The 26,905-nt window shown below is 30.5% G+C and carries 27 protein-coding genes and 1 riboswitch; of the genes, 18 read left to right on the top strand and 9 right to left on the bottom strand.

The features are described 5' to 3' along the window. The first annotated feature begins 139 nt into the window (after nt 1-139). A complete protein-coding gene (locus LQ677_RS00930) occupies nt 140-2,449 on the top strand; it encodes a CDP-glycerol glycerophosphotransferase family protein (RefSeq protein ID WP_239748016.1) in 2,310 nt (769 codons plus the stop codon). A gap of 288 nt (nt 2,450-2,737) precedes the next feature. Here LQ677_RS00930 and LQ677_RS00925 read toward each other — a convergent pair whose 3' ends face one another. The 4 genes from LQ677_RS00925 to LQ677_RS00910 are packed head-to-tail and all read right to left on the bottom strand — an operon-like array spanning nt 2,738 to nt 5,903. After that, nucleotides 2,738-3,571: an alpha/beta fold hydrolase gene (locus LQ677_RS00925; protein WP_239748015.1), complete on the bottom strand. Its 834-nt coding sequence runs from the start codon at nt 3,569-3,571 to the stop codon at nt 2,738-2,740. A 16-nt stretch (nt 3,572-3,587) separates the two neighbouring features. Further along, the gene (locus LQ677_RS00920; protein WP_239748014.1) at nt 3,588-4,589 is read right to left on the bottom strand and encodes an amidohydrolase family protein; all 1,002 of its coding nucleotides are present in this window, start codon (nt 4,587-4,589) and stop codon (nt 3,588-3,590) included. 49 nt (nt 4,590-4,638) lie between these two features. After that, nucleotides 4,639-5,340, bottom strand: coding sequence for an SDR family NAD(P)-dependent oxidoreductase (locus tag LQ677_RS00915; RefSeq protein WP_126476506.1), 702 nt, complete (start codon nt 5,338-5,340; stop codon nt 4,639-4,641). Next, nucleotides 5,337-5,903, bottom strand: coding sequence for a TetR/AcrR family transcriptional regulator (locus LQ677_RS00910; RefSeq protein ID WP_204188648.1), 567 nt, complete (start codon nt 5,901-5,903; stop codon nt 5,337-5,339). Before LQ677_RS00910 ends, LQ677_RS00915 begins: the two co-directional genes overlap by 4 nt. Before the next feature lie 104 nt (nt 5,904-6,007). On the opposite strand from LQ677_RS00910, the gene LQ677_RS00905 reads away from it, so the two are divergent. The 3 genes from LQ677_RS00905 to LQ677_RS00895 all read left to right on the top strand — a co-directional run bounded on the left by LQ677_RS00905 (nt 6,008) and on the right by LQ677_RS00895 (nt 7,744). Beyond that, complete coding sequence (locus LQ677_RS00905; RefSeq protein ID WP_239748013.1) at nt 6,008-6,322, top strand: DUF2316 family protein; 315 nt, start codon at nt 6,008-6,010, stop codon at nt 6,320-6,322. Next, a complete protein-coding gene (locus tag LQ677_RS00900) occupies nt 6,319-7,137 on the top strand; it encodes an NmrA/HSCARG family protein (protein WP_239748012.1) in 819 nt (272 codons plus the stop codon). The genes LQ677_RS00905 and LQ677_RS00900 overlap by 4 nt, the downstream gene beginning before the upstream one ends. A 121-nt stretch (nt 7,138-7,258) precedes the next feature. After that, on the top strand, nt 7,259-7,744 hold the full coding sequence (locus tag LQ677_RS00895) for a GNAT family N-acetyltransferase (RefSeq protein ID WP_037587840.1): 486 nt from the start codon (nt 7,259-7,261) through the stop codon (nt 7,742-7,744). Nucleotides 7,745-7,802: 58 nt separating this feature from the next. Here LQ677_RS00895 and LQ677_RS00890 read toward each other — a convergent pair whose 3' ends face one another. Beyond that, nucleotides 7,803-8,717 carry a DMT family transporter gene (locus LQ677_RS00890; protein ID WP_204977507.1) on the bottom strand — a complete coding sequence of 305 codons (915 nt, stop codon included), beginning with the start codon at nt 8,715-8,717 and terminating at the stop codon, nt 7,803-7,805. 106 nt (nt 8,718-8,823) lie between these two features. On the opposite strand from LQ677_RS00890, the gene LQ677_RS00885 reads away from it, so the two are divergent. Both LQ677_RS00885 and LQ677_RS00880 read left to right on the top strand, forming a co-directional pair. Next, the gene (locus LQ677_RS00885; RefSeq protein WP_037587843.1) at nt 8,824-9,702 is read left to right on the top strand and encodes an AraC family transcriptional regulator; all 879 of its coding nucleotides are present in this window, start codon (nt 8,824-8,826) and stop codon (nt 9,700-9,702) included. Between the two features lie 75 nt (nt 9,703-9,777). Next, nucleotides 9,778-10,575, top strand: coding sequence for a Cof-type HAD-IIB family hydrolase (locus LQ677_RS00880; protein ID WP_239748011.1), 798 nt, complete (start codon nt 9,778-9,780; stop codon nt 10,573-10,575). A gap of 104 nt (nt 10,576-10,679) precedes the next feature. Here LQ677_RS00880 and LQ677_RS00875 read toward each other — a convergent pair whose 3' ends face one another. Genes LQ677_RS00875 through LQ677_RS00865 form a run of 3 tightly spaced genes read right to left on the bottom strand, consistent with a single transcriptional unit; the run spans nt 10,680 to nt 11,987 of the window. Continuing rightward, nucleotides 10,680-11,207 carry a GNAT family N-acetyltransferase gene (locus tag LQ677_RS00875; RefSeq protein WP_206167108.1) on the bottom strand — a complete coding sequence of 176 codons (528 nt, stop codon included), beginning with the start codon at nt 11,205-11,207 and terminating at the stop codon, nt 10,680-10,682. 56 nt (nt 11,208-11,263) lie between these two features. Continuing rightward, entirely contained in the window at nt 11,264-11,674 is a 411-nt protein-coding gene (locus tag LQ677_RS00870) for a YolD-like family protein (RefSeq protein ID WP_103360546.1), read from the bottom strand. Further along, on the bottom strand, nt 11,661-11,987 hold the full coding sequence (locus LQ677_RS00865) for a hypothetical protein (RefSeq protein ID WP_025907213.1): 327 nt from the start codon (nt 11,985-11,987) through the stop codon (nt 11,661-11,663). The genes LQ677_RS00870 and LQ677_RS00865 overlap by 14 nt, the downstream gene beginning before the upstream one ends. A gap of 169 nt (nt 11,988-12,156) precedes the next feature. On the opposite strand from LQ677_RS00865, the gene LQ677_RS00860 reads away from it, so the two are divergent. Then, nucleotides 12,157-12,660 (top strand): Rossmann-fold NAD(P)-binding domain-containing protein, encoded by a 504-nt coding sequence (locus LQ677_RS00860; protein WP_239748010.1) that lies wholly within the window; start codon nt 12,157-12,159, stop codon nt 12,658-12,660. Between the two features lie 207 nt (nt 12,661-12,867). Continuing rightward, nucleotides 12,868-15,174, top strand: a complete 2,307-nt coding sequence (locus LQ677_RS00855) for a CDP-glycerol glycerophosphotransferase family protein (protein ID WP_239748009.1) — start codon at nt 12,868-12,870, stop codon at nt 15,172-15,174. Nucleotides 15,175-15,658: 484 nt separating this feature from the next. Here LQ677_RS00855 and LQ677_RS00850 read toward each other — a convergent pair whose 3' ends face one another. Further along, nucleotides 15,659-15,877, bottom strand: coding sequence for a hypothetical protein (locus LQ677_RS00850; protein ID WP_025905597.1), 219 nt, complete (start codon nt 15,875-15,877; stop codon nt 15,659-15,661). A 159-nt stretch (nt 15,878-16,036) separates the two neighbouring features. Between LQ677_RS00850 and LQ677_RS00845 the strand changes: the two genes are divergently transcribed. The 10 genes from LQ677_RS00845 (at nt 16,037) to thiW (ending at nt 26,828) form a co-directional block, all read left to right on the top strand. Further along, nucleotides 16,037-16,828 carry a TIGR00282 family metallophosphoesterase gene (locus tag LQ677_RS00845; RefSeq protein ID WP_037587854.1) on the top strand — a complete coding sequence of 264 codons (792 nt, stop codon included), beginning with the start codon at nt 16,037-16,039 and terminating at the stop codon, nt 16,826-16,828. 105 nt (nt 16,829-16,933) lie between these two features. Further along, the gene (locus LQ677_RS00840; protein ID WP_159315075.1) at nt 16,934-18,691 is read left to right on the top strand and encodes a 2-oxoacid:acceptor oxidoreductase subunit alpha; all 1,758 of its coding nucleotides are present in this window, start codon (nt 16,934-16,936) and stop codon (nt 18,689-18,691) included. Further along, nucleotides 18,692-19,558 (top strand): 2-oxoacid:ferredoxin oxidoreductase subunit beta, encoded by an 867-nt coding sequence (locus tag LQ677_RS00835; RefSeq protein WP_025905600.1) that lies wholly within the window; start codon nt 18,692-18,694, stop codon nt 19,556-19,558. It begins immediately after the preceding gene. 72 nt (nt 19,559-19,630) lie between these two features. Then, complete coding sequence (locus tag LQ677_RS00830) at nt 19,631-19,921, top strand: thiamine-binding protein (protein WP_025905601.1); 291 nt, start codon at nt 19,631-19,633, stop codon at nt 19,919-19,921. A gap of 67 nt (nt 19,922-19,988) precedes the next feature. Further along, entirely contained in the window at nt 19,989-21,713 is a 1,725-nt protein-coding gene (locus tag LQ677_RS00825; protein WP_159315074.1) for an ABC transporter ATP-binding protein, read from the top strand. Next, complete coding sequence (locus LQ677_RS00820) at nt 21,710-23,554, top strand: ABC transporter ATP-binding protein (RefSeq protein WP_037587859.1); 1,845 nt, start codon at nt 21,710-21,712, stop codon at nt 23,552-23,554. Before LQ677_RS00825 ends, LQ677_RS00820 begins: the two co-directional genes overlap by 4 nt. A 14-nt stretch (nt 23,555-23,568) precedes the next feature. Continuing rightward, nucleotides 23,569-24,078: a GNAT family N-acetyltransferase gene (locus tag LQ677_RS00815; RefSeq protein ID WP_239748008.1), complete on the top strand. Its 510-nt coding sequence runs from the start codon at nt 23,569-23,571 to the stop codon at nt 24,076-24,078. Nucleotides 24,079-24,195: 117 nt separating this feature from the next. Then, complete coding sequence (gene miaB, locus LQ677_RS00810) at nt 24,196-25,731, top strand: tRNA (N6-isopentenyl adenosine(37)-C2)-methylthiotransferase MiaB (protein WP_239748007.1); 1,536 nt, start codon at nt 24,196-24,198, stop codon at nt 25,729-25,731. Further along, nucleotides 25,732-26,163 (top strand): YlbF/YmcA family competence regulator, encoded by a 432-nt coding sequence (locus tag LQ677_RS00805; RefSeq protein WP_025905606.1) that lies wholly within the window; start codon nt 25,732-25,734, stop codon nt 26,161-26,163. An 8-nt stretch (nt 26,164-26,171) separates the two neighbouring features. Further along, nucleotides 26,172-26,263: riboswitch (TPP riboswitch) on the top strand. Between the two features lie 64 nt (nt 26,264-26,327). Then, complete coding sequence (gene thiW, locus LQ677_RS00800; RefSeq protein WP_239748006.1) at nt 26,328-26,828, top strand: energy coupling factor transporter S component ThiW; 501 nt, start codon at nt 26,328-26,330, stop codon at nt 26,826-26,828. Nucleotides 26,829-26,905: the final 77 nt, after the last annotated feature.

Raw genomic sequence — 26,905 nt, 5'->3', positions numbered from 1 at the left:
AATGTGACATTTTAAAAAGTGAAATTTTTAGAAGAAGGTAAAATTCATAAGTTATAAAGTTAAAATTGTATGTATGTTAATATAATGATTAAGTTGGAATTAAAATTAATACAAGTCAAAATAATGGGGAAGGTATGTAATGAATATAAAAAAGATTTTTAATGAAGTTTGTTTAATAGAAAAATATACTAATGAATTTTTAAAAATTAAAATGTTTGATAGCGATGAATTTTTCTATATCACTCCAAAATATTTAGATTTACGAGAACATGCCATTAAAAAGACTAATTTTGAAGATAACATTTTAATGATATTAGAAATCGATCAAATGATTTTATATGTTCATATTAAAAATGGCATGATTTATATTTCACCTTATTTAAATGGTAATACAGAAAAAAGTTTAGATATTAGCATTGAATCATATTATGACAAATTTAAAATTCAAAAGACTAAATACGCTTATGAAGTATTAGATGAGAACAATAATAAATATGAAATAAATGAATCAATTTTTTTGAAGGGATACTCAAAAATCGATTCATTAGAAAGAATTCATTCTAATGAACCTTATATTTATTTAAAGATTAGATATCATCACATAGTGGGTTTTTTAGAGTATACGATTTCTAAAAAGGAATTTTCGTTAAAAACGTCATATGTTCAGATGATAGATTTGGAAGAGCGCTCAGGTTTTAATTTGATATCTAATAACACTTTTGAACTTTCTAATTTATCAAATGAAGTCATAAAGATAAGCGAACTTATTAAAGAAAAACATTTAAAAATAAAATCAAAAATTGCTTTGCAAAATTTTAATCCTGTTATTGTTAAATTAAATAATAGACTATTTACTATTTCGTACAATAGTCCAGATTTAATAAATATAGAACAAGATCTTGTTGAAAAGCCGACTTTCAATGTTTCACATATTAATTCGAGTAATACAAGGCATGGAATTAAATTTAGTGGGCATATAGATTATAAGTATCATTTTCATAATCTTTTTAATAATGTTGTGACACGTGATGGACTTATCTTAGCCAAAATTCAATGGGAAGATAACGGGGATTTTGAATTTGAAGTTTCCAAAAATAAACTAAAGGAATTAAAAGAAGTTCATAATAATTTATACTTTGCATATAACGAAATCATCATACATCCGCTAATAGTAGAAAATCCAGATAATCTAAAGAATACAGTATTATGTACAAATAATCATAAAAAAACATCATATATTTCAAGAATAAGTGCAGTTGATAAAGCAGTTATTACGGCAATACCTAAATTACCTATTTATAATCAATTCAATCAATTTAAAATTCGTTTATCGAAAATGATTGCTGATTCTGTTTTGAAATTTAAAAAGAAAAGTGTAAATTTGTATTTTGAAAAAGATGCTTCAAGTGCATCTGAATCAGGGTTTGTAATGTTTGAAGCAATTAAAAAATTAGAACATTTAAACTCAGTGAATAAATTTATTATCGATAAGAGATCTAGTAGTTATGAAATTTTACGAAAGCAATATAAACACGATATTTTAAAACGTTTTTCATTCAAACATTATTATTATGTGTTTATGGCTGATCATTTTATTTCAAGTGAACTAAGTAATCATGTCATAGCAACCAAAACTTTTGATAATCTACTTTCTAATAAAATAAAAAAGACACCATTGTACTTTTTACAACATGGTATTATGTTTGCCAAACCTGTAGAAAATCCACAAGGTAGGAGTTTTTATAAAGAAAATCAAAATAATAATTTAGTAAAGAGTGTTATTAGTTCAGAACTAGAAGCTTTAGAATTTTATAAAATGGGATATGATAAACAGGATCTTATGAAAACAGGATTGCCTAAATTAGATCATGCATATCTTAATAAAAATGCAAATAAAATAGCATTTATGCCAACTTGGAGATATTGGGAAGAGATGTATGTTGTAAATAATGAGATAGAAAAAACTTCATACTATCAATCAATTATTGAAGTAATCGATGCATTTGAAAAAGCAGGTTTACTCGATAGATTATTGATCGTACCTCATAATAAATTTGCCCAGTACTTTAAAGAAAACTTTAAAAAGTATGCTCATATTATTGATACTAATCCAACAGAAGCATTAAAAAATTCTATTATTTTTATTACAGATTATTCGTCTATTATATATGATGCTATTTATAGAGGTGCATATCCAATATTTTATTGGAAAGAAAAAGATTACTTAATCAAAAATTATAAAGCAACACCACCCCTAAATGAATCAAATGCACCAGGACCAATTGCTTACGATGAAGCGGAATTAATTGACGAGATAAACAAAGCAATTGATGGAAATTATATTCTAAATGAAGAATATAATCATAAGTATGAAGAAATTAACGAATTTAAAGATAATCAAAATACTAAAAGAGTTATTGAAAAGTTGATTGAAGATAAAGTTTTATAGTATTAGATAGGGTATAGTAATTATATAATATTTTTTATTTAGTGGAATATAGGAGGGAGATATAATGGTTGATCTGTTAAAACAGTTGATATCTTTTCTTATGGATACTTTCTCTGTATGGAGTGGTACACCTAAACTAAATATTAATTTTACTAAAAGAAAAAAAGTAAAGAAATAGCTTATGCTTAAGTATTTTCATGAGTAAATAAATATATAAACTCAATCACATTTTGTACAAAAAACATCGCATGCCATTCGTTTATGAGTGACATGCGATGTTTTATGATATTATAACCACATTTTTGTTAAAGTTTCTGCAAATCCTTCTGGTTTTTGAACATAACCTAAGTGTCCACCTGGTATGTCAACGATTTTAATACCTGTTTGTTCTTCTATATAGAAGTTAACGTCTTGTGGGAATGAACCTACTGAATCTGTACCGTTTAATAATGTGACAATATCTTTATGTTTTGATAAATCTCCTAATGTAATATCTGAATGTGTATATTGTCTGATTTCATAATTTGCCCAGAAAATCATACGTTCGTATTGTGCTTTTTGTGCTTCGTCGTCTTCTGAAACTGGTTTAGACATGTCTTTAGCATCAATTGCTGAGATGTTTAATGTTTCTCCGAATGTTTGCATGCCTTTTTGTAATCCTTCAGATGCAATTTGTTCTACGATTTGATCATTTTTTTCTTTCCAATATTGACTATCTGGAAGGAAAGTATTGATTGGAGGTTCATGGAATGCAATTTGTTTAACGACTTCTGGATAATCTTTTAATACGTGCATCGTAACGATTGATCCTGAGCTTGAACCTAATATATATACTGGCTCATCACTTAAATGTTTCGCAAGTTCTGCAACATCTTGTGCGTCTCGTTTAACACGATAGTCATCGTCTGGATTTTGTGCACGTTCTGGAAGCGGCTCTGTTAATTCACTATGTCCGTAATCTCTTCTATCTATAGCAACAACTGTAAAACGATCTTTCAATTGTTCGGCTAAAGGTAAGAATATATCTCCAGTACCGTTAGCGCCTGGAACAAGTATTAAGACAGGTCCTTCTCCAACTTTATAATAATTTAAGTTTGCGCCTTGCAATTTTAATGTATTCATTATATTGCCTCCATTTTTAAAGTTTTAATAATTTTTGTGCATTTTTAAAACTAATCTTTTCTTTTTCTTCAGTTGTTAAGTCTAATTCATCTAAGAATGTACCTAATTCTTCAGGTTGAATATAAGGATAATCTGCAGAATATAATATGTGATCAACACCGACAGCATTTTTAACCATTTCAAATTGAGGTTTAGTTAACATACCACTTGGTGTAATAAAGAAATTATTTTTGAAGTAGTGACTTGGTTTATGTTTTAAGTTTGGTGCATAAATTGTTTCATCCATTCTTTCATAGAAGAAAGGCGTAAACTCTCCCCAATGTCCAATAATCATTTTTAAGTTTGGATATTTGTCCATAATACCACTTAAAATAATACGCATTGCATGTACACCGACATCAACATGCCAACCATAACCAAAGCAAGCAAATGATCCAGCAGTTGCATCTGAATATTGATCACTTTGATAATAAGCTTGATATGCTTCGTCACTTATTGGCGCTGGATGTAAATAAATAGGTACATCTAAAGCTTCTGCAGTTTCAAAAATAGTATGAAATTCAGGACTATCTAAAAACTTACCATTTGGACGACCAAAGATGAGCGCACCTTTAAAGTTGAGTTCATTCACACATCTTTTAAATTCTTCAGCAGCTGCTTTTGGTTCGTTAATAGGTAATGTAGCAAATCCAAGAAAACGATCAGGATATTGATCAATATATTTTTTTAACGTGTCATTTGTATTTCGGCATAATTCGATTGCTTTATCACCAGTAAGAAGGGAAGGTGAGCCATTACCATAAGACAACACTTGCATTTGAACATTTTGTTCGTCCATAAACTTAATGCGTTGCTCATGTTGATTAATTTCATCTTCATTCGTAAAACCAGTTTGATGTTCCAGTGCTTCTAACATCGCTTTTAATGGCACACCGTTTTCTGATGGTTGAATAATTTTACTCATTTGTTCTTGAACTTCTTTTAATACAAAATGTTCTTCGAAATTAATACTTTTCATTGTTAGAACTCCTTTTAAAATTCATTAAATGCATTATAATTTTTTAATATTACCAAGGCATTGTTCCATTAGCATCTATAAATGTACCTGTAGGACCGTTTTGATCTATTGTCGCAAGTTCAATAATTGCTTTAGCGCCTTCAGATACTGGTTTCGATTGGTTACTTGCATCTCCAACTAAGTCTGTATTTGTTGAACCTGGGTCTGCTGCATTTATTTGAATATGTGGTAATCCTTTTGCATATTGTACCGTTAACATTGTGACAGCTGATTTTGAAGAACAATAAGCAAGTGAGTTAACTTTGGATTCCATCGTTTCTTCATTTGTAACCATTCCAAATGAGCCTAATCCACTGCTAACATTCACAATGACAGGTTGCTCAGATTTCTCTAATAATGGAATGAATTGATTTGTCACACGTACGATACCAAATACATTTGTTTGATATACGTTTTCCATATCTTCAGGTTTAATATCTCTAACTTTAGTGAAACCACCAGAGATACCTGCATTATTAATGAGAATATCTAAATGTCCTTCTTGATTAAGAATTGTTTCTGCAGCAGATTTAACTGATTGATCGTCTGTTACATCTAATTGAACATAATCAACATCAATATCCTCAGCTGCTTTTTTACCACGTGATTCATCGCGAGAACCGATATATACTTTATAACCTTGTTCTTTCAATACACGCGCTGTTTCAAATCCTAAACCTTTGTTTCCACCTGTAATCAGTACATTTCTCATTGTTCATCGTCTCCTTGATAATCGTTATAAAATAATTGGACAAGTGCATTACGAAGTTCTTCATTAGACATTTCCCTATTTTCTGTTAAAAACTCATAATTTTTAGTCGTAAGTGCATTTAATAGGATATCTACTTTGAATGTAATAAAGTGTTTATTTTCTTCATAATTAAATAGGTTTGAATAATAGTCATGTAACAGTTGATAGAATTCAGTTTGTTTGAAATCCTTTTTACTTGTACTATTTTCAACACACTTCAGTAATGCTTGATGTTCCATTTTGAACTGTAAAAATCGATCGATTGACTGTATAAAAATCATTTTGTTTGAATGCTCTTTTTGTGAAATTGTGTTTAGATCCGACATGAACATTTCAAAATCATTTGAGATTAATTTGTAGCAAAGGGCACTTTTATCTTCAAAATGTCTATAAAGTGTTCCCATGCCTATATTGAGTTCATTAGAAATTCGTTTCATGCTGATATTTTCAACACCAAATTCATTAAAAAGTGCTTTAGCTTTAGTTTCTATACGATTTTTATTTTCTTCGGCATCTTTCCTCATGTTGACGCCTCCTTGCTTATAAATTGACAATCGGATACCTGTCCGTTTATTATATGAAATATAAAGTTAAAGTTCAAAGAATTTGAATTGAAAGAAGGAATATCATGTCTTTAAACAAAGAACAAAGAAAAGTTACGAGTAAAGAATTAATTGAGCATTTTAAAGCATCTCATTTAACAGAGGAAGAAACTGCTGAGGGATTGAATGTAACACCTAAAGATATTCATAAAGCATTGCATATGGAAGCACCAAATGGATTAATGAGAAATAGATTAATGGATTTTATTCATTTAGTATGGGATGTTCGAGATTATATAAATAAAGAAATTAAAGCACAAGGAAATGAACCGATTGAGTATACGTATTTAAAAGGTAATAAAGAGGATTATAGTTTCTTACAAGGGAGAGGAAATAGATGACTCAAAGTATTTTAGTAATAGGATCTACAGGTAAGCAAGGTAATGCGGTCGTTCGAGAATTACTAAGTGATGGATGGAAAGTTCGTGCATTTACGCGTAACAAACATAATGAAAAATTAACAAATATTAATGATGACAATTTAGAAATATTTGAAGGTGATTTAAGTAATCAAAGTGATTTAGAACAAGCTATGAACGAACAATATGGTGTATATTGTGTTCAGCCAATTATACCGAATGATGTGGAACAAGAATTACAACAAGGTAAAGCTATAATCAATACAGCAGTGATACAAAATATTTCTTATGTCGTATATAGTACTGCAGGAGGCGTTAATAGAAATCGTACAGGTCCACACTTCGAAGCGTTAGCTAAAATTGAAGACATGCTTAGTGAATCCCCTTTAAATTATACAATTATTAAACCATCATTTTTCATGGATAATTTTCTGCGCATTGTAAAAGTAGAAGCGGATAACATATATATTCCAGAATTTATTTCACCAGATATAAAATTTGCGATGATTCCTTCTGAAGATATTGCTAAAATAACTGCTCAAATATTTAAAAATGTAGATGAATATAATCATCAATCTATTGAAATTGCTTCTGATGAATTAACATTAAACGAAGTCGTTGATACGTTTACAAATGTAACAGGCATAAAAACTGAAATAAAAGGTCAATTTACTAGTCAAACTGCTGAAAAAAGTTGGCTAGAAGAAAAAGGATATGTTGTAGATTTTGAACAAATGGATAAAATAAATTCAAATAGATTACGTTTAAATAAATGGATAGAAAAACATTTCAAATAATAATATTATGTTAACAAATGTATGTTGTTGAATAATTGTACGGGCATGTCAGTTATATTTACATAAATTTGTATAGTTATATTCTTTATGTATACTAAATATAAATAAGGAGGATGGAAAGATGATTAGATTAGCAAAAGAAGAAGATTTAAAAGATATCCTATATATTTATAATGATGCAATTAAGAATACGACAGCTGTATACACATATGATGAAACAACATTAGAAGAACGTCATAAATGGTTTAATACGAAAGTAGAAAATAACCAACCTGTTATTGTGTATGAAGTGGATGGTCAAGTTGCTGGTTTTGCAACATACGGATCTTTCAGAGATTGGCCAGCATATCAATATACAATTGAACATTCTATTTATGTAAATCCAGATTTCAGAAGACAAGGTATTGCTTCAAAGTTATTATTAGAAATTATTGATTTAGCTAAGAAAAATGGCTATAAAACGATTGTTGCAGGAATTGATGGTGATAATCAAGGCAGTATTGATTTACATAAAAAATTAGGATTTAAATATAGTGGAAAAATTGAAAAAGTAGGATATAAATTTGATAAGTGGTTAGATTTAGACTTTTATCAAATATTTTTATAAATGATTTACAACCATACTGAGACAATAATATTTGTTTTAGTATGGTTGTTTTTAATTTTTAAACTTCGGAAGTATTTCCTTTTTTTAATGATATTGTGAGTATTAATACTAATATTAACAATATCCCTAATATTTGAAATGGTAAAAACGCGACATTTAACCAAATTGCACTGCTTAATATTGCAATTACAGGTTCAATTGTTCCAAAAAATGCGGTTTCTTTAGCACTTAAATAATTCAAACTAGAAATAAAGAAAAAGAACGCAATCGTTGTACCTGCAATAATCCCAAATAAGAGATAGAAAATAGTTTGGCCATTTAATAGTTGAATATCAATATCCCAAATAGGCGCTTTAAAATTGATAAATATACCAGATATGAGCATTGACCATCCAACAACGAGAACTGACGGATATTTTTTTAATAAATTACCAACATAAATCGTATAAAAAGCTAATGATAAACCAGATATAATTCCCCAAATAATACTACTTTTAGCAACCATTAAGTTGTGGATACTCCCATTTGTTAATAATAAAAAAGAACCAGCGATAGTTAAAATAATGGCTATTAAATCAAATGCTTTAAAAGTGTCTTTCTTTCTTAAGACATACCAAATAATGATATAGACTGGCGCGATATATTGTAAAAGTGTTGCTACTGCTGCATTACCGTAATTGATGGATGCCATATATGAGTATTGAACGAGAAACATCCCAAAAATTGAAAATAGCAACAACTGAATGATACTGGCCTTATCTTTAAATATACTAAACAAGCTATGTTGTTTATGCGTTAATTTAAACAAGCATAATAGTAATACACCACTTATAAGCAGTCTTGCTGTGACATACCAATTCATATCAATATGTTGATGTTGAAATAAATAATCAGAAACTGTACCACCAAGTCCCCAAAAGCTAGCACCAACTATTGCTAAAGTTATACCTTTAATGCGATTATACTTGTCCATATGTTTCACCTTCATTTTATAATTATATATTGATTATAGTGATTTAAAACATGATATAATACATAAATATTGTGTAATAATATCAAAATATTGAGGTGATTGTTGATTGTATACTGAAATTATTGTTGAAGAAACAAGAGAAGAATTAATTCAATATCCTTATAAAAATTGGCATCATATTATTTTACATACTGTTTTAAACAAAACGTTATACGGATATATCCCCATTCATTGGCACAGTGCTTTGCAATATGTTTATGTCATTAATGGTGAACTTAAAGTTGGGATAGGTGAAGAGTTGATATATATTCCAAAAGGGCACGGGTTATTTATCAATTCTCAAGTTGTTCATGAAATAAATGAAAGTATGTCTGATACAGAATATTTTTGTTGGAATATTGATCTTGCTGATATGCATAAACAGATTGAGATGGAATATTTAACGCAAGTATTAGAATTAGCACATAAAATACCTTATATATATTTGTCACCGAATCTCTCTGAACATCAAATGTTGATTAATATTATTAAAGAAGCGGGTGATAAATTTGATAAAAAAGAACAACATTTTAAACTAGATATTTCAATTTGCTATTATGAGTCATTGAAATATTTGATAAATATCATGTCGCAAATTGAAACAGACGCACATTACTATTTTGATCAACGTATCAAAACATTGATTAAGTATATACAAGATCATTATCAATCTAAAATAACTTTGAATGATTTAAGTGACAATATCCATATGAGTAAATCTGAGACTGTTCGACTGTTTAGTAAATATGTTCATCAAACGCCATTTCAATATATCTTAAACTATAGATTAGAAAAAAGTGTCAGTATGTTAAATAAACATACAGATAAGTCGATTACAGATATTTCATACGCGTGTGGCTTTTCAACAACGAGTTATTTTATACAAAAGTTTAAAGAAAGGTATGGCCAAACACCGAGACAATTTCTTAAACAAATAAAAAAGTAAACGCTTTCTATTGAAAAACTATAATTATACCGATACAATATGATTAAATAGTTACAAAGTAAAGGGGATAATAAGATGGATATAAAATTAGTTGTTACAGATATGGATGGTACTTTTTTAGATGAGAATAGTGAGTTTGATAGAGAAGCGTTTGGTATATTAAAAGAAAATCTAGATTCACGTAATATTAGATTTGTGTTCTGTACAGGAAAACAATGTGAAAGAGTTGAAAATATTGTAGGAGATTTGACGAAAGATACATTTATCATTGGAGATAGTGCAACACGTATAAAATATAACGGTGAATTTCTTTACACAGCAACGATACAAAATGAATTAGGATTAAATATTATTGATGCTTTAACAAAAATAGATCCAGAGCAAACAATTATTGCATGTACGGAAGATGTAGCATATGTTCTAGATACTGTTTCTGATGAAGAGAGAAAAGCTGTACATGGGTCATATCAAAATGTTACATACATTAAAGAATTCACAGAAATTAAAAGTGATTTTTTGAAAATTACGGTTCATGACGCTTCAGGTAAATGTAAACAAACAGCACAACAAATTGATTACTTTAACAACGAAGTGTATATTATTGCATCTGAAGATTACTGGATTGATATTACGAAGTTAGGTGTGAATAAAGGAACGACTATTCATAAAATACAAAGCATATTAAACATTGATCCAGCTGAAACAATTGCTTTTGGAGACGGACTTAATGATATAGATTTATTCAAATCAGCTAAATATAAAGTAGCAATGGATAACGCCTATCCAGAATTGAAAAAAGAGGCAAACCTCATCGCTATCAATCATAACGATAGCGGGGTTATTAAAACATTAAATTTATTGCTTTCATTCTGATATCATGTTTTAAAGCGAAGAAAATAAACTAAATGTAATATAGTGAAAATGAGAGTGGGATAGAAATCTAATTTATGTAAAAAGATTTCCGTCCCGCTTTTTAGTTATGAATCAAAATCCAAATAATAATAAATATCAAATTTACCTTTTTGTTGTGTGAATTGATATGATTTGGTATTTAATCCACCAATTTCAAAGCCATATTTTAAATAAAAGCGATTAGCATTTAAATTATTGTCTTGAGCTATCGTATAAATCCCTTTCATTCCTTCATCTTTTGCGAATTCTATCGCTGCATTTAACAATGTTGATGCAACATTTTGACCGCGGTAAGAAGAAGAGACTTTTAAATCACTTAAATACAAATATTTATTCCAATCCTTTTCAAAAACACCTAAACCAATACATTTGTTATCATCAAATGCTCCTATTGCAAAACCTTTCTGATCAATTGAATCAAGCTGATAATCTTCATCAGGGAAAATCATCGTATCAGAACCAGTTAACTCTTCATGATATTGCCATGTATCAGCAGTTCTCGTAACGACAAGTTTACCGAACAATTCAAATGGTTCATTAGGTAATTTAAGTGCATGCTCATTATTTTTAGTAATACGTTCAATCGTTATCATAAATGATGCCACCCCCAGTTACATATCATAGCATAAGCGAAGAAAATGGTTTTACACTATTCAATACTAACAATACAATCCATGCTCAATCGTACTTTCTTATCCTCTGCAATGACTTCTAATTTTTTATGCTCACTATCAAATTTATGAATTTCACATGCTATTTCTTTAAAATAACCATCTTCCCAATATTTAATAAGTGCTTGTGGATTATAAAATATTTTCTCTGCTAATACGTTATTCAAATCATTTAATGCAGTTTCTTCTAATATAGGTTTCTCTACTTTTGTTTGATCGGCTATAAATTGTTTAATCATTTCATATTGTTGAGGCATTGTTGCAAATGGTGCCCATTTAATCATGCCTCTTCCTTTAGGAATATTACGTTGTAGATAATGATTAGGAATTTTGCGATAATCTGTCTCATATTTATAAGGTTCTGGTAAGTCAGGATTAATGATTTTCATATACAAGCTCCTTATTCATTTTATTTAAGCAATGAATCGCGTTATTCAAAGAAACGATCATCGTATTACGTTGTGTTGAAGATGTATAAACATCACGATAAATGACGCGTAAAATCTTTAAATATCCCGTAAATAAAATGAACTTCTCAGTTCGATAATCAAATGATTGAAGGTAGCGTTCAACTTTGTCTATTTCTTTATAAATGACCTCACCATTTAAAAATATCGCCGTATCATTAGTTGGTTCAACGCTATCTAACATGTAAATGTAAGTTTCAAATTTATGAATCATTAAGTTAATATACTTATTCATCACAAACACCTCCCGTAGAATCTTTTCTTTTATTATACGAACAAGTGTTCGTGTTTGTAAAGTGAAATGTGAGAGATAAATTTGACTTAATAAATGAAAATCTATTGAAAGCTTGTGTTATATTAAGCATACTTAAGAAAAAATTTTAAAATTAAAGTAGGTGAATAAAGTGACAATTGTGATTGCTGGTGGATCTGGTATGTTGAGGGATGCAACGAAATGGATTAAAGAACATTTTGATGATGATATTTGGCTACTTTCTAGAAATCAAAATAAATACTCAGAAGACTTACTTCATTCAAAAAATATACATTTTAAACAATATGATTATGAAAATGATAATGTGTTAGGTGATGAGCTTATACGAGATGTCAATATTATGGTGAGTTGGGTGCATAGTAATGGTTATTTCAATCATCTTAAGTTCATTGAGAAAAATATAAGTATGGATAAGCATGCTGAACCAATTTATGTTCACGTCGTCGGTACAAATAAATTTGATGATGCTGAGTTTATTAATAAGCTTAAGAATAAAGGCTTTAATGTATTCACGGTAAAATTGGGTCATCGAGTAAATGATGATGGAACTAAACGTTGGCTGAATCATGAAGAAATTTCAAAGGGTGTTATTCAAGCTATACAATTAAAAAGAGATATACTAGTAAGTGATTGATGAGAAAAAGAAATTGAATTTAATATAAAAATAGAAGATAATCTTATATTAGATTGTCTTCTATTTTTATATTCAATAGAATTAATTATTTCTAACAAATAATTCTGTGTAAAATAATTAAAAATTGTGGAATAAGTGTATAAGGAGTGTTAGTATGAATGAAAATTTAATTATAAGATAAAAACAATTACAAAGGGGCGAGATTGAATGAAAATTAAAATTTTAGGGTTCAATCTTTTTGCTAAAGGTGGAACATCAAGAAGTAATATCAATTTAATTAAATCGTTTATTAAAGCTAATCATGAAGTTGTTTATTATAATTTTAAAACTTTTGATAAGACAGCGAAATTTAATACAATGATTAATGAACAATTATTTGATAAGCATTTAAGTTTCGAAGAATTTAAAACAAGTGAAGATTTTGTAAATGTAGATCTCGTTATACTAACGAGAGAAACTTTCTTTTATTTAGCAAGAGAAATAAAATCCATCAATCCAAATGCAATGGTCGTAGGGGAGATACATGGGCCATTAGCATATATTGATGATAACCAAGATTTAGCTTTTGATGCAATTGATGCGTATAGAGTGAGTTCTATTGATATTAAGCATGATTTCATCGAACGTTATGGAAAAGAGAATGTCTTTAATCAATATGTTGATGCGTCACATATTATTGTGAATGAAGAACCTAGTGTGACACGAAGAAATTTATTAATTAAAGCGAGATTTGAAGATAATATAAAGGATATTTCATATGTTATAAAAATGATGAATCGTATCATTAATGTTAAGGGGTATGATGATATACATTTATATATCAAGGGGTATGGACCATCTGAAATTTTATATAAGAATTTAATTCATTATTATCAACTAGAGGAACATGTTCATATGAATGAACGTGAACCTAAAAACTATATTTATATATCATCTTCTCCGTATGAAACATTAGGTTATTCTATATTAGAATCTATAGCAGAAGGAAATAAAGCATTTATTTACGCTGGAGAAGATGGTGTGCTTAAACGTATATATGAACCGTATCATGCCGTTCAATTTTTGGAGAAAGATATTCAAGAAGATAGTGAGCGCTTAATTGAGTTTATTGATAATAAATATACAAAGGAAGAACGAGGTGAAGATGTAGCGTTATTGAATGCAACATTTATTGATAGAGACTATGCTTCTGATTTTATTGAAGCATCTAAAGCATGTATGGATGGTTTAAAAGTAGGATCAGGAAGTAAGTCACAAGTTACACAAAAAGTCCGTAAAAAATCAAAGCTTGAATATGGTAGAGATTTGTATGAACAATATAAGACTAAACCAGTTATTAGAAGAGTGTTAAATAATGAGAAAGTCTTTAATTTTGCTAAAAAGAAATACGAAAAAAGAAAAATGGATAAGCTTAAACAGCAATACGATGCTATTACACCGTCAGAAAACAAAGTGTTCATTGAGTCATTTCATGGGAATAACTTTAGCGGAGATCCGAAATATATCGCATTATATATTAAAGAACATTTTCCTGAAAAAGAAGTATATGTAAGTTCTAGAAATGCGTTAGTAGATATGGAAATTAGAAATCATAATTTAATACCTATAAGGTTTGGTAGTACCATTTATAATCAAACATTTAGGTCATGCAAATATGTCGTGGTGAATGGCAATACTTTAGATAGTGTGTTTAAACATAAAGATCAAATATTTGTACAAACATGGCATGGCTTTCCACTTAAAAGAATGTTGAATGATTTAGAAGATAAAACTGAAAGAAACGCTCAAGTCGCAGCATTTAAACCAAGAATGAAGAAGTGGGATTACTTATTAACCTCTTCAGCAGTAAACACAATGTTACTAGAGTCATCATTTAACATTCAACCAGAGCAGAACTTACAAATCCTTCAACTCGGTGCACCGAGAAATGAATATTTAATGAAGCATGACGAAACAGAGAAAGAACGCGTGCTTACGAAATATTTCTTTACTAAAAGTAATGATAAAAAATATATTTTGTTCTGTCCGACATGGAGAAAAGAAAAAAGAGCATTATTGTCAAAAATCAATTTAAATATCTTATTAGAACAATTGCCTGAAGAATATGAAATTATTGTTAAATTACATCCTAACGAATCACATTTGAGAGTAACATATAGTGAATTAAGTGATCGAATTCATTGTTTTTATAATGAACTTGTAGACATTCAAGAACTATATTTAATTTCAGATGCCATGATTACAGATTATTCATCTACGATATTTGATTATGCACATTTAAATAAACCCATTTTCTTATTGCAAGAAGATACAGAAGTTTACTCAGAACAAATAGGTTTTTACTTTGATATATTCGAACTTGTCACGATAGAAATAGCAAGTAATGATGAGCGCATACTAGCTAGGCAATTACTAGAAAATAAACAACCAGATTATCAAAATATAACAGACCAACTATTACAAGATGACAAAATAGGTACCACTGAAAATATTGTGAATTATATATTTAAGTAAGTATTATACAAAGTGTTGATTTTAAATAGTTATCTTAGAACTCGTGAGTTAACGAAGACATTAACCCACAAGATTGGAGAACTCGTGAGTTAATGAGGACATTAACCCACAAGATTAGGAAAGTCGTGAGTTAATGAGGACATTAACACGCAAGATTAGAAAACTCGTGAGTTAACGAGGACATTAACCCACAAGATTAGAGAACTCGTGAGTTAACGAGGACATTAATCCACAAGATTAGAAAACTCGTGAGTTAATGAGGACATTAACCCACAAGATTAGAAAACTCGTGAGTTAATGAGGACATTAACCCACAAGATTAGGGAACTCGTGAGTTAACGAAGACATTAACCCACAAGATTAGGAAACTCGTGAGTTTATTCATCTTTTAACTCACGTCTATTCAAACATTTTTATTATACGAACCAAAAACCATCGCTACAGTCTATAGCGATGGTTTTTGATATTAGTATTTATAATAAATTTAACGTGTTAAGTTCAGTTCTAAATCTAATGCTTCTTTTAAAACGTTGGACGTTTCTTGTGAATTTACGCCACAACTACCATATTTTTCAGCGAGTTTGAATGCTGTAACGTATAGTTCTAAACTGTCTTTCGCGATATCTTCTGCATTTTCTTCTACGGATGGATTTGCTCTAACCACTAATTCTGCAAATTTTTCTGGTTGGATTTCAATTCCCATGTTTAAATAAACACTCCTATTAGATTTTGTAACGTTACTAAACAAATGTGTTTGAATAACGCTCGTATTATGTATACCCTAATAAAAAATTAATAATCATCTCTTTTAAAATTTTTTATTTTGAATTAGAATATAGAGTGAATAGAGAGGATGTCAATATTGAGAATTTTATTTATAGGTGATATTGTAGGCAAACTAGGAAGAGAACAGTTAGAAACATATTTACCAAAAATTAAAGCAAGTTACAAACCAACGTTTACGATTGTGAATGCAGAGAACGCTGCACATGGTAAAGGTTTAACAGAGAAAATTTATAAAGATATTTTAAGAATGGGTGCCGACTTTTTAACGATGGGTAATCATACTTATGGTCAAAGAGAAATATATGACTTTATCGGACAAGCAAATAGAATGGTTCGTCCAGCGAATTTCCCTGAAGAAGCGCCTGGTCTTGGCATGAGAATTATTAGAGTTAATGATAAAGATATCGCAATCATTAACTTACAAGGTCGTTCATTTATGCCAGCAATTGACTGCCCATTCAAAAAAGCAGATGAACTTATAGAACAAGCTTCAAAAATAACACCGTATATATTTGTCGATTTTCATGCTGAAACAACTTCAGAGAAAAACGCAATGGGATGGTATTTGAATGGTAGAGTAAGTGCAATGGTTGGTACACATACGCATATTCAAACATCTGATGAGCGCGTGTTAAATGAAGGTACTGCTTATATTACTGACGTAGGTATGACTGGTTATTATGACGGCATATTAGGTATTAATAAAGATGAAGTTATAGAAAGATTTATAACAAGTTTACCGCAACGTCATAATTTACCTGATGAAGGTAGAAAAGTATTGTCAGGTGTTATTATTGACCTTGATAGTGCGGGTAAAGCTAAAAAAATACAACGTATATTAATTAATGACGATCATCCATTTGAATAGTATCGTCCATTAGACTGATTTTTATTAAAACCCTTTAATTTCATAGGATTAAAAGGGTTTTTTTGTTATGATATAACATGAGATATTACATGGGGAGGCCATAAAATGAAATCACAAATTTCATGGAAAGTGGGCGGACAGCAAGGCGAAGGAATTGAATCAACAGGTGAAATTTTTGCAACTGCTATGAACCGTCAAGGATATTATTTATACGGATATCGCCATTTTTCAAGTAGAATTAAAGGTGGGCATACAAATAATAAAATTAGAGTATCGTCAAAACCAGTAAGAGCTATTAGTGACGATTTAGATATATTAATTGCATTTGATCAAGAGACGATAGAAGTTAACTATCATGAAATGCTTGAAGGCAGCATTATTATTGCAGATGAAAAAGCGAAACCGCAAAATCCAGAAGATAGTAAAGCACAATTGGTTAGTTTACCATTCACAGGTGTAGCAAAAGAATTGGGCACTGCACTTATGAAAAATATGGTCGCAGTTGGTGCAACTTGTGCCGTAATGAATTTAGATACGACAGTATTTGAATCATTAATAAAAGATCTATTCGGTAAAAAAGGTGAGAGTGTTGTAGATTTAAACATTCAAGCTTTAAATGAAGGATTTCGCTTAATGTCTGAACAAATGGACGATTTACAAAGTGAACATACATTAGAACCAACTGACTCAGAAGGTCATTTATTTATGATAGGAAATGATGCAATTGGTTTAGGTGCTGTTGCAGCAGGTGTTAGATTTATGGCAGCATACCCAATCACACCAGCATCAGAAATTATGGAATATATGATTGATCGTTTACCAGCATTAGGTGGAACGGTTATTCAAACAGAAGATGAAATTGCAGCATGTACAATGGCTATAGGTTCAAACTATGCAGGTGTACGTTCATTCACATCTTCGGCAGGTCCAGGTTTATCATTAATGATGGAATCAATAGGTTTATCAGGTATGACTGAAACGCCACTTGTGATTGTCAATACGCAACGTGGAGGTCCTTCTACTGGTCTGCCAACGAAACAAGAACAATCAGATTTAATGCAAATGATTTATGGTACACACGGTGACATTCCTAAAATCGTATTAGCACCAACTAGTGCAAGTGATGCGTTCTACTTAACTGTAGAAGCGTTTAACTTAGCTGAAGAATATCAATGTCCAGTTATTTTATTATCAGATTTACAATTATCATTAGGTAAACAAACTGTCGAATCATTAGATTATAGCAAAGTTGAAATTCGTAGAGGTGCATTGGTTGAAGGTGATTTAGAAAAACAAGAAGATAAAGCGTACTTTAAACGTTATGCTTTAACAGATTCAGGTATTTCACCACGTATCTTACCAGGTACAAAAGGCGGTATCCACCACGTAACAGGTGTTGAACATGATGAAGAAGGAAAACCTTCTGAAAGTGCTGAAAACAGACAAAAACAAATGGATAAACGTATGCGCAAGACAGCTCAATTATTGATAGATGAGCCAGTAGAATCTAATGAAAAATATGAAGAAGCGGATATATTATATGTTGGCTTTATCTCAACAGCTGGTGCAATCGAAGAAGCTATTTCAAGATTGGATCAACAAAACGTGAAAGTCAATCACATTCAAATAAGACAACTTCATCCGTTCCCTTCAGATGTTGTGCAAGAAGCATTTAACAAAGCTAAAAAAGTTGTTGTAGCTGAGCATAACTATCAAGGACAATTATCTAATATTATTAAGATGAACATTAATCATCAAAATAAAATTATTAACCAAACTAAATATGACGGTACGCCGTTCTTACCACATGAAATAGAAGATAAAGCTTTAGAAATCGTAAGTAATATGAAGGAGTTGATTTAATTGGCAACATTTAAAGATTTTAGAAATAATGTTAAACCAAACTGGTGTCCAGGTTGTGGAGATTTCTCAGTGCAAGCTGCGATTCAAAAAGCTGCAGCTAATGTTGGACTAGAGCCAGAAGAAGTTGCCATTATTACAGGGATTGGATGTTCAGGCCGTTTAAGTGGTTATGTGAATTCATACGGCGTTCATTCTATACATGGCCGTTCTTTACCATTAGCTCAAGGCGTTAAAATGGCAAATAAAGATTTAACTGTTATCGCTTCAGGTGGTGACGGTGATGGATTTGCGATTGGTATGGGTCATACTGTTCATGCATTAAGAAGAAATATGGATATGACTTATATCGTTATGGATAACCAAATTTATGGTTTAACTAAAGGACAAACATCACCAAGTTCTGCTAAAGGATTTGTAACGAAATCAACTCCAAAAGGTAACATCGAACAAAATATTGCACCTTTAGAATTGGCGATATCATCTGGTGCAACATTTGTCGCTCAAAGTTTCTCTAGTGATATTAAAGAATTAACAAGTATTATTGAAGAAGCGATTAATCATAAAGGATTTTCATTTGTAAATGTATTTTCACCATGTGTAACGTATAATAAAATTAATACGTACGACTGGTTTAAAGAAAATTTAACAAAACTTGCAGATATTGAAGGTTATGATAATACGAATAAATCTCAAGCAATGCAAACTGTATTAGATACTGAATCTATGATTACAGGTATTATTTATCAAGATAAAGATACTCCATCATATGAATCACAAATTGAACAGTTTGATGAGCAACCGCTTGTTAAAAAATCACTTAAACTAGAACAAAATCAATTTGATGAACTTGTTTCTCAGTTTAAATAATTATATAATTATACCACTTTAAGCTCATAGATTTATCTATGAGCTTTTATACATAGAAAAGGGGGATTCGAAATGACAAATACATTAATGAGTATTCAAATTATTCCAGAACATCAACAAACAGGTGTTATTCCATTAGTTGATGAGGCAATCAGTATCATCGATCAATCGGGTCTTAAATATGAAGTGCATCCTTTGGAAACAACGATAGAAGGAGATTTAAATGCATGTCTTATTCTTATTGAACAAATAAATGAACGTATGGTTGAACTTGAATGTGACAGTATTATTTCTCAGATTAAGTTCTATCATGTGCCTGAAGGTATAACAATGGATACATTAACGGATAAGTATAAATCATAATTTCAAAATAATGAGTTAGAAGAAAAGGAGAATGTTATAGGAAAATATATTAAAGGGGATATGTAAATTGAAAACGGTACTTAAATTTATTAGACCGTATAAATGGCTGTTTATACTCGGTTTAATATTAATGTTAGTAGAATTAGCGGTTGAACTCATTCAACCCATTTTTATATCAGAAATTATTGATAACGGCATTTTAAAGAATGATTTGAACCACGTATATTTATATTTAGTGATTATGCTTGTAACAGGATTAGTAGCCCTTATATCTGGGATATGGAATAGTTTTGTTGCGGGTCATGTATCACAAGCATTTGCTTATGATTTAAGAACTGAACAATTTAAGAAAATCCAATCTTTTTCTTTAGCAACATTAGAGAGGTTTAAGACTTCAAGTTTAATTACGAGGTTAACAAGTGATGTAACCAATTGTGATCAAGCAGTATATATGTCAATTAGAATTATGTTACGAGCGCCTTTAATGATTATTGGGAGTATTATATTAAGTTTTGCAGTCGAACCGAAATTAGCAATTTATTTAGTAATAGGTTCACCGGTTATTTTTATTATTATATTTGTAATTGCGCGAAAAGGATCTAAACTATTCACAAAAATACAAAGAAAATTTGATGAAATGAATAGATTTTTCCAACAGAATTTAGAAGCGGTTAGATTAATTAAAGCAAGCCAAACGAGCAAACAAGAAATCAATCAATTTAATGAAAAAATCAAAGATATTAGAAGCAATTATACATACGCGCTACGCCTCATGGAATTTATCAATCCTTCATTATTATTGATTATAAATGGCAGTATATTAGCTGTTGTATGGTTTGGTTCAGATATGGTCGATCATTCTACTTTAGAAGTTGGTAAATTAGTTGCTATATTAAATTATGGTATGAGAATGCAAGGTGGATTTGGGATGCTTGCTTTCTTAATCATGACACTTAGCAGAATGAAAGCATCAAGTGAACGAATTGAAGAAGTATTAATTACGCCATCAGATGAAAAAGTGTTCAATAATGAAATCGAACATAAGCCAAATTATGCATATCCTATTCAATTTAAAGATGTTTCTTTCACGTATCCAAATAGTCATAAGCCTGTTTTAGAACATATATCATTTGAAGTGAAACCGAGAGAAACTTTTGCCATTATGGGATCTACTGGTTCTGGTAAATCAACTTTACTCAGTTTGATACCTAAAATGTATAAAGTGACATCTGGAGAAATATTGCTTAACAATAAAAACGTAAACGATTGGGAAATTGAATCTTTAAGAGATGCAATTGGATACGTACCTCAAAAAGCATTGTTATTCTCAGGAACAATTTATGAGAATTTACAATTTGGAGATCCATCAGCCGAAAGTGAAATGTTAGAATTATCTTCAGAAAAAGCCCAAATACATCAATCTATCGAACGTTTTGATCATCAATATGATACGATGATTGGCCAACAAGGTGTGACGTTATCAGGTGGTCAAAAGCAAAGACTATCTATTGCTAGAGCACTTGTTAGGAAACCAGGTTTATTAATTTTAGATGATTCAACATCAGCATTAGATATTAAGACGGAATCTGCTTTATGGGATGCTTTGGAAGATGAAGAAACGACTAAATTAATTGTGACACAAAAAATTTCAACTGCTCAAACAGCAGATCGAATTATGTTACTAGTCGATGGACGTATTGAAGCGATTGGGACACATGAAACACTATTAGAAACATCACCATTGTATAAAGAAATTGCAAGTAGTCAAGAAAGTGCGGTGAGTTCATCATGAGTCTAAGAAACCCTTATGGTCATAAATCAGTATTTGAAGATAAAAATCGTACTCAAAATCCAACTAAAAAGAAAAAAAGAGCAAGAGATACGAAAGGTACATTATTAAATATATGGAAATTAATAGATGAAAAGCGAATACAATTGATTGTCGTAATTCTAATGATTATTTGTTCATCCATATTAAGTTTAGTTGGACCGTTTTTAATCGGACATATCATTGATACGAAAATTATACCGAAAGAATTAAATGGGCTGCCACAATATATCATACTGCTTGCTATTGTATATATAATGCTGTCAGTTACATCATATATAGGCTCATTTATGATGGTCAGTATTGCCCAGCGCACGGTATATTTATTAAGAAATCAACTCTTTAAACATTTTCAAACTTTGCCTGTCGCTTATTATGATCAAAAGCAACACGGTGAACTGATGAGTCGAATGCAAAATGATATTGAAAATGTATCACAAGTATTAAATTCATCATTTATACAGTTTACTTCTAGTGTCGTGACACTCATTGGTACACTTTCAATTATGCTTTATTTAAGTCCTTTACTCACACTATTGACGGTCATTATTATTCCAATCATGTTTATAAGTTTAAGATGGATTACAGCACGTACAAGTGTGTTATATGCTTTACGCCAAAAACAATTTGGTATTATGAATGGATATATCGAAGAAATTGTAAATGGACAAACAGTAGTTAAAGCTTTTTCTCAAGAAAAGTATGTTATAGATACATTTAATGAAAAAGCGAAAGACGTGAGAGAATATAGTTTTTGGTCAATCACATTTGGTGGTTTAATACCAAAAGTAATGAACTATTTAAATAATTTAAGCTTTGCCATTGTAGCTGGTATTGGTGGTATATTAGCTCTTAATCAAACTGCTGGTGTTACAGTTGGGGTAATCGTGATTTTCGCTGAATATGCGAGACAGTTTACAAGACCGTTATCTGATTTAGCAAACCAATTTAATACAGTATTATCTGCAATAGCAGGTGCCGAACGTGTCTTTGATATTATGGATGAACCAAGTGAGAAAGATGATAAAGAGGCGCAAGATTATCAAAATATTAATGGAGAAATTGAATTCGAACATGTTGAATTCAAATATGATCCTAACCAAAAAGTACCGACTATAAAAGATTTATCCTTTAAAATTAATAACGGTGAATCTGTTGCATTAGTCGGCGCAACTGGTGCAGGTAAAACGACAATCGTGCAACTTATTCTACATTATTATGAAGTGAATAAAGGACGCATTCTTATTGATGGCATTCCAATTAATAAAATAACACGTGAATCTTTGAGAAGTTCTATAGGTGTCGTGTTACAAGATTCCTATTTATTTGATGGAACGATTAAAGACAATATTATGTATGGAACGCCAAATGCTACATATGAAGAAGTTGTAGAAGCTGCCAAAAAAGCAAATGCACATGACTTTATAGAAGCTTTAGAAAATGGTTATGATACAGTATTGAAAGGTGAATCTGGTTCATTATCTCAAGGTGAGAAACAGCTTATTTCTATCGCAAGATGTTTACTTCAAGATCCTAAAATACTTTTATTGGATGAAGCAACAAGTAGTATCGATACAGTTACTGAAATTAAAATTCAAGAAGCGTTAGATACATTAATGCAAGGTAGAACGAGTGTTATTATTGCGCACCGTTTAAATACAGTTAAAAAAGCAGACTTAGTCTTTGTATTATCACACGGTGAATTGATTGAATCTGGCTCTCAAGATGCATTAATCGAACAACAAGGCATTTATTATCATATGTTAAATACAAATGATGATGAACAAATAAAAGAATTAAATTAAAAGGGGATGCATTTATGGAATTCAGAGAAATAGATAAAGATATTGAATCGTTATTCACAGAATATATAAATGAATGGTATGAAAACGAAGAACACGTTGTTCCATGGGCGACTGACGTCCGTCAACACGGTGGTTTTGATAAGATGTTAATCATGTTAGAAGAAGCAATTGACCCAGTTGACGCAAACTTTGTAAAAGCAAAAACGTATGTACTTATTGATGATGATAAAATTGTTGGCGCTGTAAATATTAGATATGCCTTAAATGACTATTTAAATAAAAAAGGTGGACATGTCGGTTACGGTGTTAGAAAAAGCGAACGAGGAAAAGGTTATGCGACTAAGTTGTTAAATTATGCAGTTAAGAATTTAAATAATGAAGGTGTTCATTCTGTTCTTGTAACTTGTGATGAATCAAATGATGCAAGTGCGAAAGTCATTATAAATAATAATGGTGTAGAAGTTGAACCTTATAAATCAGATGAAGAAGAAAATACGAGAAGATTTTGGATTAAGCATCTTTAAAATTAAATAATAAGTACATGAAATGAAAGTGCAAAAATGTCGGAACATTTTTGCACTTTATGTTGAACTCTAATATAATATATAGGTATAAATATATGGGCAGAAAGGGTTTTGAAATTGAATGAAGAGCAAAGAAAACATGGGGCCAAAGCGAAGACAGAACCTAATTTAGAGAAGGATTATAGCAAGTACTTCGAACATGTTTATCAACCTCCAAATTTAAAGGACGCTAAACAAAGAGGGAAATCACAAGTTGAATATCATGATGATTTTAAAATAGACGAACGACATAGAGGTATGGGGAAAGGTCGTAAATTCTATATTAGAACATATGGTTGTCAAATGAATGAACATGATACGGAAGTAATGGCTGGTATTTTGCAGGCGTTAGGTTTTGGACCGACGAATTCAGTAGAAGATGCAGATGTGATATTACTTAATACGTGTGCGATAAGAGAGAATGCTGAAAATAAAGTGTTCAGTGAAATTGGGAATTTAAAGCATCTTAAACAAGAGCGACCAGATTGTTTAATAGGTGTATGTGGATGTATGTCACAAGAAGAATCTGTCGTTAATAAGATTCTTAAATCATACCAGAATGTTGATATGATTTTCGGTACACACAACATCCATAGATTGCCTGAAATTTTAGAAGAAGCATATATGTCTAAAGCGATGGTTGTTGAAGTATGGTCTAAAGAAGGCGACGTTATCGAAAATTTACCTAAAGTAAGAAATGGTAGAATTAAAGCATGGGTAAATATTATGTACGGTTGTGACAAATTCTGTACCTATTGTATTGTACCGTTTACACGTGGTAAAGAGAGAAGTCGTATGCCTGAAGAAATTATTGCTGAAGTAAGAGATTTAGCTAGACAAGGTTACCAAGAAATATGTTTATTAGGTCAAAATGTAAATGCATACGGTAAAGATATCAAAGGTTTAAATTATGGATTAGGTGATTTGTTAAATGACATCACTAAAATCGATATACCGCGCGTACGTTTTACGACGAGTCATCCTTGGGACTTTGATGATCGTTTAATTGAAGTAATTGCTAATGGTGGAAATATCGTACCTCATATACATTTACCAGTACAATCTGGTAATAACCAAGTGTTAAAAATTATGGGTAGAAAATATACACGTGAAAGTTATTTGGAATTAGTTCATAAAATAAAAGCAGCAATTCCAGATGTAGCATTGACAACGGATATCATTGTTGGCTATCCTAATGAAACAGAAGAACAATTTTTAGAAACAATAAAGTTGTATCATGAAGTTGGTTTCGAACATGCATACACATATGTATATTCTCCGAGAGAAGGTACGCCAGCAGCTAAGATGAAAGATAATGTGCCTGATAAAGAGAAAAAAGAAAGACTTCAAAGATTAAATAAAGTAGTTGGTGAATATGCTGCGGAATCATTGAAACCATATGAAGGACAAGAAGTGTTTGTTCTATGTGAAGGTTCAAGTAAGAGAGATGAAGCGGTATTAGCAGGCTATACTGAAAAGAATAAATTAGTTAATTTTAAAGCACCAAAAGATGTAATTGGCAAAATCGTAAAAGTAAAAATTACTGAAGCAAAACAATATTCATTAAATGGTGAATTTATAGATGTTGTATCTAAAGAAAAGGTGGTACATTAAATGTATACAAAAGATGATATTTTAGAACAAGCACGTAAACTAGGGAAAATGATGTCAGAAACAGAAGAAGTAGATTTCTTTAAACGTGCAGAAGCGCAAATTCATGAGAATCAAACAGTCAGAGAAAAAATGGCGAGTTTGAAATCTTTACAAAAACAAGCGGTTAATTTCCAAAACTATGGTAAAGATAAAGCTTTAGCTATGGTTGAAGAAAAAATAAAAAACATTGAAAAAGAATTAGATGAAATGCCAATTGTAAGTGAATTTAAAGAAGCGCAAGTTGAAGTTAATGAACTTTTACAAATGGTATCTCATTCAATTAGCCACACAGTTACAAATGAAATTATTGAATCAACAGGTGGTAATCAACTTACTGGTGAAACTGGTGCAGCAGTTAGAAATGCTCCAAATACAAGTAGCTGTTCAAATTAATATTTAAAATATTGCACACACGGTGCCTAACAAGGCTGAGAATATACGTGTAGATTTGATCCAGGTAATACTGGCGTAGAGATTGTGCAACTAAAGATTATATATGCTCATAATCATTAGTCTGCCAATACGTAGACTAATGATTTTTTTATGGAGGAAATATAATGAAGAAGACAAAATTAATGACTTTAACCGCAATATTAACAACAATAAATGTTGTCTTTAGTACATTTATCACGATACCAATAGGTCCAATAAAAGCATTGCCAATGCAACATTTCATTAATGTTATATCAGCCGTATTTCTTGGACCATGGTATGGCTTAGCGCAAGCTTTGTTATCTTCGTTTATTAGAAACTTACTAGGTTTAGGCACGATTTTTGCTTTTCCAGGCAGTATGATAGGCGTATTATTAGCAAGTTTACTTTATAAATATCGCAAACAATTATCGATTGCATCTTTAGGAGAAGTCCTAGGTACAGGTGTGATAGGTAGCTTCGTTTGTATTCCGATAAGTTGGTTACTAGGACTAGGAAAAATTGCATTTTGGCCATTATTTTTATCATTTTTCTTTAGTAGTCTAATAGGCGCTATCGCGAGTTATATATTATTAAAAGCTTTTGAAAAAAGAGGTATATTAAAGAAATTAAAAAATGATACTTAAAGATACATCATGAATTAAAGGGCGTGAAGCATAAATTGCTTTATTACGCTCTTTTTTTAATAAATAAACATACTCGT

It is taken from the genome of Mammaliicoccus sp. Q-M61, from assembly GCF_022386055.1.
Taxonomy (GTDB): Bacteria; Bacillota; Bacilli; order Staphylococcales; family Staphylococcaceae; genus Mammaliicoccus; species Mammaliicoccus sciuri_A.
This window is presented reverse-complemented; position numbering and strand designations above follow the sequence as displayed.